Origin of the sequence: Mucilaginibacter oryzae, assembly GCF_003148845.1 — a bacterium.
In the GTDB taxonomy this organism is placed as follows: domain Bacteria; phylum Bacteroidota; class Bacteroidia; order Sphingobacteriales; family Sphingobacteriaceae; genus Mucilaginibacter; species Mucilaginibacter oryzae.
Genome location: NZ_QGHA01000004.1, coordinates 264738 through 277732 on the forward strand (window position 1 = coordinate 264738; position 12995 = coordinate 277732).

Consider the following 12995-nt stretch of genomic DNA (forward strand, 5'->3'; position numbering starts at 1 on the left):
TATTTTTTAATTATAAATCTTCCAGCCGTGGCATCCGCCTTCACTAAAATGAAACGGCATTACTCGTCCGTCAAAGGTTTTTAATGCGTTGATTACATTTATTCTTTTTTCAGGGTCCACTACAAACATCATAAAACCGCCGCCTCCTGCTCCTGATACTTTGCCTGACAATGCGCCGGCCGCTATAGCAGTATCATATATTATATCGATAGATTCATTGCTTATTGAGGTAGCCATTTTCTTTTTGTCAACCCAGGCGCTACCTAATATTTTAGCATAACTGCTAATATCGCCTTTTAATAAGGCCTCTTTCATATCTATTGCACTCTGTTTGATGTTATGCATAGCCTCAATAGCAGTAACATTTCCTTGAGAAGTGTTTTTTTGTTGTTCTTCTATGATTTTCGCTGATGAACGGGATGCGCCTGTAAAAAAAAGCACCATTGATGATTCAAGTTCATCTATAATCCAACGTTTGATGCGCAGCGGATTTACAATAACTTTGTCTTCTTTCAAAAACTCCATAAAATTGAACCCTCCAAAAGTTGCAGCATATTGGTCCTGTTTGCCACCGGTAAGGGCCAAATCAATGCGTTCAATTTCATAAGCCAGGTGAGCTATGTCATACTCACCTAAAGGTAAGTTCCACCATTCTGTAAAAGCTTTTACAATTGCAACAACCATTGTAGAGGATGAACCCAAACCGCTTCCCGGAGGCGCATCTGAATGAGTTGTAATACGGAAACCTGTTAAATTATTTATGTGATAATCCTTCACAAGCCTGTTATAAACACCCTTAATAATATCAAGGTTTCCATCTATCGGCAATGCCTCCAGAACATCATAGCTTAGTTTTTGATTTAAATCAGCTGCTACAATTTCTATCTTTTTTGTTTCATTGACATTAATTGTGCAATAGGCGTACAGGTCGATGGTAGCGTTTAATATAAAACCACCATAAATATCACTGTATGGAGACACGTCGCTTCCGCCACCTGCAAGCCCTAATCTCAGCGGAGCTTTAGATCTGATAACCATTTTAAAGAGTTGTTTTAGGTATGAATGTATTTGTTAATTAAAAACAATGTTTTTCTCGATTAACTGAATACGAAAGTATAAAAGAAATGCCATAAATCGTAAAAAAAAACTAAATATTTCTTCAATTTTTGTTGATAATTGAAGAAATGTGTCTTAGAGAATGAATTATTTGTAATTTAGTTAAAAGCAAAAGAGGTCAGAAATGCTTGTAATGTCATATGCATAATCCATACCTCCTTTTTGAAAATCTGATGGCGATAGCGCAATAAAACCTTTTTATTAACTTGTAGTTTGGAAGGGGTGTGGAAGTATCGCCTCGCTTGACTAATTTAGTTGTGTATTGCTTTCTTATAAACTTTGAAACGTTTATTAATTCCAGCCTTACGCTTTATTCTTATCTTAAACATTGGTTGATCGGCTATCTGGCCGATTCAACCAATGTTTAGGCGGCGTGAGCTCTTTTAAAAGAATAGTGTGTGCAAAGTGACCTGTTTTGTCGGGTAAATGAGTGAAGTGTTATTATTTCAGGTAATTTTCGTTAAAAGGGGTTCACTATGCTTTAATTAAAAATGATATATCATATTCTTTTCAATGGCGGACTGATTTTTTGTTAAAACGTCATTCTCAGAAAACTTGGCTAAAATGATTCTGCCTACTTTAATCCTGCCTTGTTCATATATTATATAAATTTTCCCGTTTTTATCCTGCGTTACATCCGGGTAAGCGGCACCATATTGTGTATCGGTATCTAATACCAGCTTGTATGGCCATGTTTTTCCATTGTCTTTAGATATAAAGGCTGTAAGGTTGTTTCTCCATGTGCTATGATCGCCTACTAATAAAATGTTTCCTGATTTAAGTTTCCCAAAATAAAACCTGCTTGCCGGCATAGGTTTCACACCTGTAAAGCTAACAGGAGATGTCCAGGTAAGTCCTTTATCTTGACTATATGAAATATAAATACCGTCTTTTTCGCGTGACAATGCGGTATATGCTGTATCATTATTTGCTACCACCATTTCTTCGTCATAATCTCGTTTTGTTAAATCAACAGGTATTTTTGAGTAGAAACTATAAACGGCAGATTTGTCACCTAAATAAGTTGATCGGTATAATATAGGGCCGTCTAAATCTCTCGGCGTTGGCGTAGCGGGATAGCCGTTCCATGTATTGGTAAGCAGGCTCGGTCCAAAGGCAGGGAATATCATGGTTGAACTATCGGGGCCGATAGGAGTAGGTTTAACACTCATTTCGCCGCTAAACATCCGTACTGGTTTAGTCATCACTGTATGATTGTTCTCCTGTTTAATCATCATGTTCCACATTCCTCTTTTACCGCCATCCCAGCCACCGCTAATGGATGTCCAGGAAATGTGCAGGTTGCCAAATTTGTCGTTCCAGAGTGATGGGTCAATTTGTCGGTCAAAATCGTTTTGTGAAGCTATTATCACATCATTGTTAATCCATGTTTTCCCCCAATCCATACTCTTGGAAATAGTTATATAATTTCCAATCTCTTCACCTTTTTTGCCGCAATACCAGGCGGCATACAATACGCTATCTTTAATTCCGATAGTTGAAACACCTTCCCACCCACGTTCGGCAATATATTTGTTGGTTACCGGCACATTGTAAAGGAAATAGGTGTTGGTTGATGAATCTGATGTGAGCGAAGAGAAACTGTCTGGTGATACTCCGTGTGTAACGGGCGGTGGATCGATAATTGCTGAGTTAACAGTATTTTTTTTGCAGGAAGAGGCAGTTAAAGTAATAAATATGACAAAGAATAAAATAGGGGTATTTTCTTTTTTCATTGTTGATAATTTACTAAAGATTTTAAAATTCAATATTGTTACGTCAATGAACTGATGCTTTGTCATCTAAATTCAAACTAATGGCAATAGCAATATTTTTAGTGTGGCTTTTTTGAAATGCTTTATTTTGTGTTGAAAAACAAATAAATCAGTTCGTGAAATTGTACTATGCGGATGCCGCATTTTCAAGATGTGTTTTTAACAAAACTTGTACAATTAAAAAGCTCTAAAAAGGGGGGGATTGTAAATTTTTATTCTGGATCAAGTTTAATAGGGGCATAATAGTAATAAATTTAATTTTTAACTAATGAATTGTGTGGTACATGATTGTCGAACATTTATCTCAACAAATATTGCATTTTTATTCCGCTCGTTATAATGGATATCGAAAGAAAATAGAAACTTAACAGTTATTTCAGCCTTTTAATTGGATATGTAAACCGATTGTTAAAAATAGGTTAATGAAAATTTGATACGCTACCTACGGTTAGATAATTAGTAAACTCCATAATAAGAATAACGATATAAATCAACTTAAAAAGCGACTCCAGAATCGGAGTTTTTCCTTGTTGTACAGCTAACGTGAACCTGATATGTGTTTGTTGCCTGGAGTATAAAAATAAACTCTTGGGTTCATTATTAAAATTATTATCTTTGACAGTCAAAAAACATGATTTATGTAAAAAAATAAATTTTTTATTTGAATTATGTTAATTATTTCTACCTTTTGTTGAATTTATTGTGAATTTTATGTTCGGATCCAATTCATCTGCGCCTCGTAATTATCATTTTGATGTAGAAGGAATTAACGCTATTGCAAATGAGGTAATCGATATTGAAGCGTCAGCAATATTAAATCTTAAAAGTCTCAATAATGATAGCTTTTGCACAGCAATCGGTTACCTGATCAACGCAAGCGGCAGAGTTATTATTTGTGGGCTTGGCAAATCCGGGCTTATCGGAAAAAAGATTTCTGCAACACTTGCCAGCACAGGTACCCCAAGTTTTTTTCTTCATCCGGCCGAAGCAATCCACGGAGACTTAGGAATGATTATGAGTAACGATGCCATCATTACCATATCTTATTCAGGTGAAACAGATGAGGTGTTGAAACTCGTACCAATTATCAAAAAACTGGGCATTCCACATATTTCAATAACCGGTAATCCTAATTCAACGCTTGCAAAAAACTCAGATTGCTCTTTAAATGTTCACGTTGCCCGTGAAGCATGCGCATTACAATTAGCGCCTACCTCCTCAACTACCGCAACTTTGGTTATAGGCGATGCTTTGGCGGTCGCGTTGATGAAACTTAAAAATTTTAAGGAGCATGATTTTGCTCAATTTCATCCGGGAGGAAGTTTAGGCCGTCAATTGTTGTGCAAAGTATCAGACGAAATGGTAATTGATCCTTTGCCGGTAATACGTCCCGACGACAAAATAAAGGAAGTCATCATGTCAATTGGCTCAGGACAGCTTGGCGTTACCGTGGTTATTGATGAGGCCGATTCGATAATAGGCATCATAACCGACGGAGATTTGAGGAGGGCCATGAGTAAATTTGAATACGACAACGGCTTTTTTAATTTGACAGCGAGTGATATCATGTCAAAAAACCCAAAACGGATCCGGCCTGGCGCACTTATAGCCGAAGCGGAAAGTATGATGAATGAAAATAAAATCAATTCATTGATTGTAGAAGATAATAATAAACTTGTAGGTATACTTTATCAAAGAAAACTAAAATATGGCACTTTATGAACAAATAGTGAGCAATAACTTTGTTATTGCCGGTCCTTGCGTAATTGAATCTGAAAGCATTTTATTTAAAATAGCTGAAACAGTTAAGAAAATAGCCGAAAAGGAAAATTTTACTTACATTTTCAAGGCTTCTTTTGATAAAGCAAACCGTACTTCGCTGAGCTCATTCAGAGGAACCGGTATTCAGGAAGGTTTAAAGGCTCTTGAAAGGGTAAAAAAAGAATTTGATTTACCGGTAACTACAGATATTCATGAACCGGCCCATGCAGCTATGGCCGCCGAAGTTGTAGATATACTTCAGATCCCGGCTTTTTTGTGTCGTCAAACAGATCTGCTTTTGGCGGCTGGAGAAACAGGTAAAATTGTAAATATTAAAAAAGCTCAGTTTTTATCGGCCGCGCAAATGAAGTACCCTATCAACAAGGTTATCTCAACAGGCAATAAACAAGTTATGTTAACCGAAAGAGGAAGCATGTATGGTTTTGAGCGCATTGTTGTTGATTTTACAGGTATCATAGATATGATGAAGTTTGGGGTTCCTGTAGTTTTAGATGCTACGCATTCTGTTCAAAGGCCAGGATCACTTGAAGGAAAAACCGGCGGTAATCGTGATTATGTGCCATTCTTAGCCCATGCTGCCGCGGCTATTGGTGTTAAAGGCTTCTTTTTTGAAACCCACCCTAATCCCGAAGAAGCTTTATCTGATGGGCCAAATTCTGTTTATCTGGCTGACTTTGAAAAAATTATACGTGATACGCATAAATTTATTGACCTAAATAAATCAAATAATTAATATATCAAAGATGAAAGTTGTAGCATTTTTGCCGGTAAAAGGAACCAGCGAAAGAATCGAAAATAAAAACACCCGCATCCTTGACGGTAAACCTCTTTTTTTACACACCCTCGAAAAACTGGTGCAGTGTAGCTTTATTGATGAAGTATATCTGGATACAGAATCTGAAATAATTGTTGACCTGGCGAGTGAGGTTAAGTGCAAAGTGCTGATGAGAGACCCTAAACTTGCAACTAACAAAACAGACGGTCATCAACTGTTTTTTAATGAGGTTAAACAGGTTGATGCTGATATTTACATCCAGATATTAGGTACAAGTCCGTTTATCAAGCCCGAAACTATACAAAAAGGCATCGATGTACTGACCAATTCATCTGAGTATGATTCGGTGGTTTTGGTAAAAAGGGAAAAACAATATACCTGGAATCCTGATACATTGCTTACTAACTATGATCTTAATAATATTCCGAACAGTTTCACTCTTCCCGATACAATAATTGAAACCATGGGTTTGTATATCGTGAGGAAGGATACAGCTTACAGTACCCAACGACGCATCGGTGATAAACCCTATATGCTTGATGCCAGTAGTCTTGAAGCAATAGATGTTAACTATCCCGATGATTTTGAACTTGCATCGTACATTGCTGCAGGTAAACGCGAAGATGAAAGAAAACTACTCCGTAATCTTGCGCAGTTGCTTACATCACCAATGCTTTCTGATATTATGGATGACTTAGGCATCGAAAATAAAGTTATCAAAGGAATGAAACTTAATATCGATGGTAAAAAGGTACTTGGGCGGGCTAAAACATTGAAGATTAAAGAACGTACTCCAACCGACACTAATTCGATTTACGACGCTTTGCTCACTTATAAAACTATAGTGCCAAATGATATAATCGTTGTGGAAAATGAATTACCTCAGTATGCTTATTTTGGTGAGTTAAATGCCAACTTAGCATTGAGAGCCGGGGCGTCGGGCGCAATTATCGGCGGCATGACACGCGATCACTCTGAAGTAAACGCGCTGCAGTTTCCGGTATTTTCAAAAGGTTATAACTGCCAGGATATAAAACATAAAGGAACCGTAGCCCATTATAATAAACAGGTACAGATTGAAAATGTAACAATTGATCACCAGGACCTGATATTTGGAGACGGGGAGGGCGTTATTGTTATACCTCAAAAATACGAAGCTCAGATATTGGAACTAAGCAAGGAAGTAATTAAAAAGGAACGCAAAATTGTAGCAGAAGTTGCCAATGGGGTAGACGTTTTAACCCTAAGGGAAAGGCATGGTGACTTTTAAAGCCTTATAAATAGTTAGAATAGCGGTTGTCTACCTTATAATATTCTGCTTAAACATAATTAGAAAACAACAAACACTTTTATTCTTAAACATGTCCGATAAATTTAATTCGATCAATACATTTATATTGGATGTTGACGGTGTATTGACAGATGGTACAGTTTATGTAGGCGAATCGGGTGAGCAATTGAGAGGCTTTAATATCAAGGATGGTTATGCCATACAATTAGCTGTAAAGTGTGGTTATAATATAGCAATCATTACCGGTGCAAAATCTAAAATTGCTCAGTACCGGCTAAATTCACTTGGGGTTTTTGACGTTTTTATAGGAGTGGAATCTAAAACAGATGTGCTAAATACTTATGCTACTGAGAAAGGTTTGAACTTTGAGCAGATGCTTTACATGGGTGATGATATTCCCGATCTGGAGGTTATACAATTGGTAGGTTTACCGGCATGCCCCAGTGATGCCGCAGAGGAAATAAAAGATTGTTGTAATTACATATCGCCTTTGGCAGGCGGCAAAGGTTGTGTGCGAGATGTAATTGAGAAAGTTTTAAAATCACAAGGAAAATGGATGGGGGCGAAGGCCTATAGTTGGTAACGAGGATATTTTTAAATAAAAAAATGTCTAAACTCATCAGTTTTAAAATTAAGCATTGATGGTTTTGTTGCACCTACACAATTACCTTACTGCAGATATCAGTTTATTAAATCATGAAAACAATTCTTATCACCGGTGGAGCCGGTTTTATCGGTTCGCACGTAGTTCGTCGTTTTGTCACCAAATACCCTCAATATACCATTGTTAACCTTGATGCGTTAACCTATGCTGGTAATCTTGAAAATCTTGAAGATATTCAGCATGCCGCAAATTATAAATTTGAGAAGGCCGATATTACCGACAGGGAAACCATTAGTAACATATTTGATAAATACCAGGTTACCGACGTCATCCACCTTGCTGCCGAATCGCACGTTGACAGGTCAATTTTGAGTCCGATGGATTTTGTTTATACCAATGTTATTGGCACGGTAAATTTATTAGAAGTGGCGAAAAACAAGTGGAAGGATGACTATAGTGCACACCTGTTTTACCATGTATCAACCGACGAGGTGTATGGGGCCTTAGGCAACGAAGGTCTGTTTACCGAGGAAACCAGATATGACCCGCACTCGCCATATAGCGCAAGCAAAGCGTCATCTGACCACTTTGTGCGTGCATATCACGATACATACGGTGTTAAGGTTGTAGTTTCCAATTGCTCTAACAATTACGGACCGTACCACTTCCCTGAAAAACTGATACCGTTGATGATAAACAACATCATTAACAACAAGCCATTGCCGGTTTATGGCGATGGAAAATACACCCGCGACTGGTTGTTTGTTAAGGATCACGCTATTGCTATCGATCTGATATTTCACGAAGGAACAATAGGAGGTACCTACAATATCGGTGGATTTAACGAATGGAAAAATATTGATCTTGTGCATTTACTTTGCGCGCAGATGGACGAAAAGCTTGGGCGCGAAGAAGGTACCAGTAAGAAGTTGATTACTTTTGTGAAAGACCGCCCTGGCCATGATCGCCGCTACGCTATTGATGCAGGCAAAATTAACAAAGAGCTTGGCTGGAAACCATCGGTAACTTTTGAACAAGGGCTTTCAGAAACTATTGATTGGTTTTTAGCAAATAAAGCATGGCTGGATAACGTAACCAGTGGTGCCTACGCCCATTACTACGATAATCAATATGCAAAAAATTAATAAAAAATTGGTATAGATTTTATGACCGTTACAACCACACCTCTTGAAGGATGTATCGTTATTACACCACGTATTTTTAACGATGATCGTGGATACTTTTTTGAATCATACAACACGCAATCTTTTAATAATGCTGTTGGATACGAAGTTAACTTTGTTCAGGATAATCAGTCATTCTCAACAAAAGGTGTATTCAGGGGGCTTCATCTTCAAAAAGGTGAATACTCACAGGCAAAACTTGTAAGGGTAACAAAAGGCGAAGTTTTGGACGTTGCCGTTGATTTAAGACAAAAGTCGGCTACTTATGGACAATATCACGCCGTATTATTATCTGAAGAAAATCACCAACAGTTTTTCATTCCGCGTGGCTTTGCTCACGGCTTTATGGTGTTAAGTGACTTAGCCATTTTTCAATATAAATGCGATAATTATTATAACAAAGCTGCTGAAGGAGGATTACACTTTGCAGATCCTGATCTGAATATTAATTGGGGTAGACCGGCGACCGAAATCCTGGTGTCAGAAAAAGATCTGCAGCTACCATTTTTGAAAGATGCGGGTGATTTTGGCTTTTAAAGTTTAATTTTACCTTTTGAAAAATACCTGTAAATCTTAACATGAAAAACATTTTAGTATTCGGGGCTTCCGGGCAACTTGGTCAATGCTTAAGAAAAATTGCAACAATTAAAGGTATAACCGAAATTTTTTTTCTTCCCCAATCAGAAGGCAATATTTTGAATACCGATTTGCTTAGTCAGGTATTTGAACAATATAAACCGGCCTATGTTATCAATTGCGCTGCATACACAGCGGTTGATAAAGCTGAAGATGAGGTTGAACTTGCCCGTAGAATTAACAAAACAGGTGCTGCTAACCTCGCTACTCAATGTAAAGCATGCGGAGCAGTATTGGTACAAATTTCGACAGATTTTGTTTTTGAAGGTAACAGTCCTAATCCGCTTGTGGAGGATGATATTGCAAGCCCAATAAGTGTTTATGGGCTTACCAAACTTGAAGGCGAACAGGAGGTAGGGGATATTTTGCCCGCGCATTTTATTATCCGCACCAGTTGGCTGTATTCTGAATTTGCCAATAATTTTGTCAAAACAATGTTAAAGCTTGGTTCCGAAAGAGATGAGTTGAAGATCATTGCCGATCAGGTTGGAACGCCTACTTACGCTATTGACCTTGCCGGTGCTGTATTGGATATCATAACTTCAGGATCAGAAAGCTATGGCATTTATCATTATAGTAATGAGGGACTAACCTCGTGGTATGATTTTGCAAAAGGTATTTTTGACATATCATGCACCAAAGTAAAAGTGTATCCTATCCGCACCAGCGAGTATCCTACAAAGGCAACAAGACCAGCTTATTCAGTGATGGATAAGGCTAAGATCAAGCACACTTTTGGTTTACAGATTCCCTACTGGCGGGATAGTCTTATTGTTTGTATCAACGAGCTAAAATCGGCACAATAACATAATCAGATCTAAAATATGAAAGGAATTATCCTGGCAGGCGGCTCAGGTACCCGTCTTTATCCTATAACAAAGGCCATCAGTAAACAACTAATGCCTATTTATGATAAGCCAATGATTTATTATCCCCTGTCGGTATTGATGCTGGCCGGGATCAATGAGATACTAATTATCACAACACCTGACGATCAGCCCGGATTTAAACGTTTATTGGGCGATGGCAGCGAACTCGGTTGCCGCTTTGAGTTTGCTGTGCAGGAGGTTCCGAATGGGCTTGCACAGGCATTTGTTATCGGTGCCGACTTTATTGGCAATGATAAAGTAGCCTTAGTGCTGGGTGATAATATTTTTTACGGATCTGGTTTCAGCACGCTTATTCAAAGCTTTAATGATGTAAACGGAGCAGCTATCTTTGCCTACCCCGTTGCCGATCCTGAACGCTATGGCGTTGTTGAGTTTGATAAAAATTTTAAGGCGCTTTCTATCGAAGAGAAGCCTTTAAAACCAAAATCGAACTATGCTGTTCCGGGTTTATATTTCTATGATAACCAGGTTGTTGAAATAGCAAAAAATATTCCAGCTTCGCCAAGAGGCGAATTTGAAATTACCGATGTTAACAAGGTATACCTCGAAAAACAGCAGCTTTTTGTAGGTGTAATGGATAGGGGTACGGCATGGCTTGATACTGGTACATTTGATTCATTGAGTGATGCTACTGAATTTGTTAGGGTGATTGAAAAGCGCCAGGCTACAAAAATAGGTTGCATTGAAGAGGTTGCCTACCGCATGGGATATATCAGTTATGATGAGCTTCAGGCCATAGCGGTAAAATATATCAAAAGCGGATATGGTAAGTATATTCAAAGCATTGTCCGGCAGTAAAGTTGTCTATATCATACTGCATTAACGTTATACTAAACTAAAGTCATAATAAATTTGGTTAAATGGTAAAAATCGCGCTAATTACAGGTATTACAGGCCAGGATGGCGCATATCTGACCGAGTTATTACTTTGCAAAGATTACATAGTTCATGGTATTAAAAGACGGAGTTCGTTGTTTAATACCGATAGGATTGATCATTTATACCAGGATCCGCATGATGCTAATAAAAACCTGATATTGCATTACGGAGATCTTAGCGACAGTACTAATCTCATTCGTATTATTCAGCAGGTGCAGCCCGATGAAATTTATAATCTCGGGGCAATGTCGCATGTTAAAGTAAGTTTTGATACCCCGGAGTATACTGCCAATGCCGATGGCATAGGTACGTTACGCTTACTTGAAGCAATCCGTATTCTGGGTCTCGAAAAGAAAACCAAGATTTACCAGGCTTCAACTTCCGAACTTTATGGTTTGGTACAAGCTGTACCACAGTCAGAAACCACGCCATTTTATCCTCGGTCGCCCTATGCCGTGGCCAAATTATATGCTTACTGGATTACTGTGAACTATCGCGAAGCGTATGGTATTTATGCCTGCAACGGGATTTTGTTTAACCATGAAAGTCCGCTGCGCGGCGAAACCTTTGTTACCCGTAAAATTACGCGTGCAGTTGCTAAGATTGCCATGGGCCTGCAGGATAAATTATATCTGGGTAATCTTGACGCACAGCGCGATTGGGGGCACGCTAAAGACTATGTTGAAGCAATGTACTTGATATTGCAGCAGGAAGTTGCAGAAGATTATGTAATAGCTACCGGAGTAACAACCCGTGTACGCGAGTTTGTACGCCTTGCCTTTAAAGAACTTGGTATTGAGGTTGAATTTAAAGGCGAAGGTGCTGATGAAAAGGGATATGTAGTTAGCTGCAGTAATTCCGATTTTCAGGTGGCTATTGGTAAGGAGATAGTTGCTGTTGATGAGAAATATTTTCGCCCTACGGAGGTAGATCTCCTGATCGGTGATCCCACGAAATCAAAAACAAAATTAGGCTGGGAGCCAAAGTATGATTTGCAGGGTTTGGTTAAGGAAATGGTAGCCGCGGATGTTGACTTATTTAGGCGTGAAAAGCTGCTTGAAGATTCGGGCTATAGCATTAAACAACAGTTTGAATAAGACTTTAATGGAAAAGGATGCAAAAATATACATAGCCGGTCATAGGGGTATGGTCGGTTCGGCAATTTTGCGCAAGCTGGAAAATGAAGGTTTCACCAACTTTATTACACGTACATCGGCAACGCTTGATTTGCGTAACCAGCAGCAGGTAGCTGATTTTTTTTCATCAGAAAAGCCCGATTACGTTTTTCTTGCAGCGGCTAAAGTAGGCGGCATTATAGCTAATAATACTTATCGGGCCGAATTTTTGTATGATAACCTGCAGATCCAGAATAATATCATTCATAACTCGTATTTAAACGGCGTAAAAAAGCTGATGTTTCTTGGCTCAAGCTGCATCTATCCTAAAATGGCGCCACAACCGCTAAGGGAAGACTACCTGTTAACCGGCCCGCTCGAAGATACAAACGAACCATACGCTATTGCAAAAATAGCCGGTATAAAAATGTGTGATGCTTATCGTGCTCAATACGGCTGTAATTATATTTCGGCAATGCCAACTAATTTGTATGGTTACAACGATAACTACCATCCTCAAAATTCGCACGTTTTGCCGGCGTTGATCCGCCGCTTTCACGAGGCTAAAGAGAATCAAGTACCATCTGTTACTATCTGGGGCACGGGATCGCCCAAACGCGAATTTTTATTTGCCGATGACCTTGCGGAAGCTTGTTATTACCTGATGCAGAATTATAACGAGCCTGGACAGGTAAACGTAGGTACAGGCCAAGATATCTCCATAAAGGATCTGGCATTGCTTATTAAAAAGATAATTGGTTACGAGGGCGAAATTAATTTTGATACCTCTAAGCCTGACGGTACACCGCGTAAGCTAATGGATGTTACTAAACTAAACGAAGCAGGCTGGAAATACCACACCACACTTGAACAAGGTATTACGCTTGCTTATAATGATTTTTTGAGTAAAGGGGAAATGGTAGCACAACGTTAAGCAATCAATTACAA

Annotated in this window: 12 protein-coding genes; 10 read left to right on the forward strand and 2 right to left on the reverse strand. The window is 38.6% G+C overall.

Features of this window, described 5'->3' with window-relative positions:
• Positions 1-6 precede the first annotated feature (6 nt).
• On the reverse strand, positions 7-1038 hold the full coding sequence (locus LX99_RS12965; RefSeq protein WP_109608260.1) for a GHMP family kinase ATP-binding protein: 1032 nt from the start codon (positions 1036-1038) through the stop codon (positions 7-9).
• A gap of 563 nt (positions 1039-1601) precedes the next feature.
• Positions 1602-2852 (reverse strand): sialidase family protein, encoded by a 1251-nt coding sequence (locus LX99_RS12970; RefSeq protein WP_170122694.1) that lies wholly within the window; start codon positions 2850-2852, stop codon positions 1602-1604.
• Positions 2853-3602: 750 nt separating this feature from the next.
• Here LX99_RS12970 and LX99_RS12975 point away from each other — a divergent pair.
• The 10 genes from LX99_RS12975 (at position 3603) to fcl (ending at position 12981) form a co-directional block, all read left to right on the forward strand.
• Positions 3603-4613: a KpsF/GutQ family sugar-phosphate isomerase gene (locus tag LX99_RS12975; protein ID WP_109608262.1), complete on the forward strand. Its 1011-nt coding sequence runs from the start codon at positions 3603-3605 to the stop codon at positions 4611-4613.
• Positions 4600-5406: a 3-deoxy-8-phosphooctulonate synthase gene (gene kdsA / locus LX99_RS12980; RefSeq protein WP_109608263.1), complete on the forward strand. Its 807-nt coding sequence runs from the start codon at positions 4600-4602 to the stop codon at positions 5404-5406. Before LX99_RS12975 ends, kdsA begins: the two co-directional genes overlap by 14 nt.
• Before the next feature lie 10 nt (positions 5407-5416).
• Positions 5417-6718 carry an RraA family protein gene (locus tag LX99_RS12985; protein WP_109608264.1) on the forward strand — a complete coding sequence of 434 codons (1302 nt, stop codon included), beginning with the start codon at positions 5417-5419 and terminating at the stop codon, positions 6716-6718.
• Positions 6719-6809: 91 nt separating this feature from the next.
• Positions 6810-7322, forward strand: a complete 513-nt coding sequence (locus LX99_RS12990) for a KdsC family phosphatase (RefSeq protein ID WP_109608265.1) — start codon at positions 6810-6812, stop codon at positions 7320-7322.
• 113 nt (positions 7323-7435) lie between these two features.
• Positions 7436-8488 carry a dTDP-glucose 4,6-dehydratase gene (gene rfbB / locus LX99_RS12995; RefSeq protein ID WP_109608266.1) on the forward strand — a complete coding sequence of 351 codons (1053 nt, stop codon included), beginning with the start codon at positions 7436-7438 and terminating at the stop codon, positions 8486-8488.
• A gap of 21 nt (positions 8489-8509) precedes the next feature.
• Positions 8510-9064 (forward strand): dTDP-4-dehydrorhamnose 3,5-epimerase, encoded by a 555-nt coding sequence (rfbC, locus tag LX99_RS13000; RefSeq protein ID WP_109608267.1) that lies wholly within the window; start codon positions 8510-8512, stop codon positions 9062-9064.
• Positions 9065-9105: 41 nt separating this feature from the next.
• Complete coding sequence (rfbD, locus tag LX99_RS13005) at positions 9106-9969, forward strand: dTDP-4-dehydrorhamnose reductase (RefSeq protein ID WP_109608268.1); 864 nt, start codon at positions 9106-9108, stop codon at positions 9967-9969.
• 18 nt (positions 9970-9987) lie between these two features.
• Positions 9988-10851, forward strand: a complete 864-nt coding sequence (rfbA, locus tag LX99_RS13010) for a glucose-1-phosphate thymidylyltransferase RfbA (RefSeq protein ID WP_109608269.1) — start codon at positions 9988-9990, stop codon at positions 10849-10851.
• 62 nt (positions 10852-10913) lie between these two features.
• Positions 10914-12029, forward strand: coding sequence for a GDP-mannose 4,6-dehydratase (gmd, locus tag LX99_RS13015; protein ID WP_109608270.1), 1116 nt, complete (start codon positions 10914-10916; stop codon positions 12027-12029).
• Between the two features lie 7 nt (positions 12030-12036).
• On the forward strand, positions 12037-12981 hold the full coding sequence (gene fcl, locus LX99_RS13020; RefSeq protein WP_109608271.1) for a GDP-L-fucose synthase: 945 nt from the start codon (positions 12037-12039) through the stop codon (positions 12979-12981).
• Positions 12982-12995: the final 14 nt, after the last annotated feature.

Bases quoted from the DNA above. Each gene is read 5' to 3' on its own strand.
- fcl (WP_109608271.1), top strand. From the start codon at position 12,037: ATGGAAAAGGATGCAAAAATATACATAGCCGGTCATAGGGGTATGGTC.
- LX99_RS12970 (WP_170122694.1), bottom strand. From the start codon at position 2,852: ATGAAAAAAGAAAATACCCCTATTTTATTCTTTGTCATATTTATTACT.
- rfbB (WP_109608266.1), top strand. From the start codon at position 7,436: ATGAAAACAATTCTTATCACCGGTGGAGCCGGTTTTATCGGTTCGCAC.
- LX99_RS12990 (WP_109608265.1), top strand. From the start codon at position 6,810: ATGTCCGATAAATTTAATTCGATCAATACATTTATATTGGATGTTGAC.
- rfbD (WP_109608268.1), top strand. From the start codon at position 9,106: ATGAAAAACATTTTAGTATTCGGGGCTTCCGGGCAACTTGGTCAATGC.
- rfbC (WP_109608267.1), top strand. From the start codon at position 8,510: ATGACCGTTACAACCACACCTCTTGAAGGATGTATCGTTATTACACCA.
- kdsA (WP_109608263.1), top strand. From the start codon at position 4,600: ATGGCACTTTATGAACAAATAGTGAGCAATAACTTTGTTATTGCCGGT.
- rfbA (WP_109608269.1), top strand. From the start codon at position 9,988: ATGAAAGGAATTATCCTGGCAGGCGGCTCAGGTACCCGTCTTTATCCT.
- LX99_RS12975 (WP_109608262.1), top strand. From the start codon at position 3,603: ATGTTCGGATCCAATTCATCTGCGCCTCGTAATTATCATTTTGATGTA.
- LX99_RS12985 (WP_109608264.1), top strand. From the start codon at position 5,417: ATGAAAGTTGTAGCATTTTTGCCGGTAAAAGGAACCAGCGAAAGAATC.
- gmd (WP_109608270.1), top strand. From the start codon at position 10,914: ATGGTAAAAATCGCGCTAATTACAGGTATTACAGGCCAGGATGGCGCA.
- LX99_RS12965 (WP_109608260.1), bottom strand. From the start codon at position 1,038: ATGGTTATCAGATCTAAAGCTCCGCTGAGATTAGGGCTTGCAGGTGGC.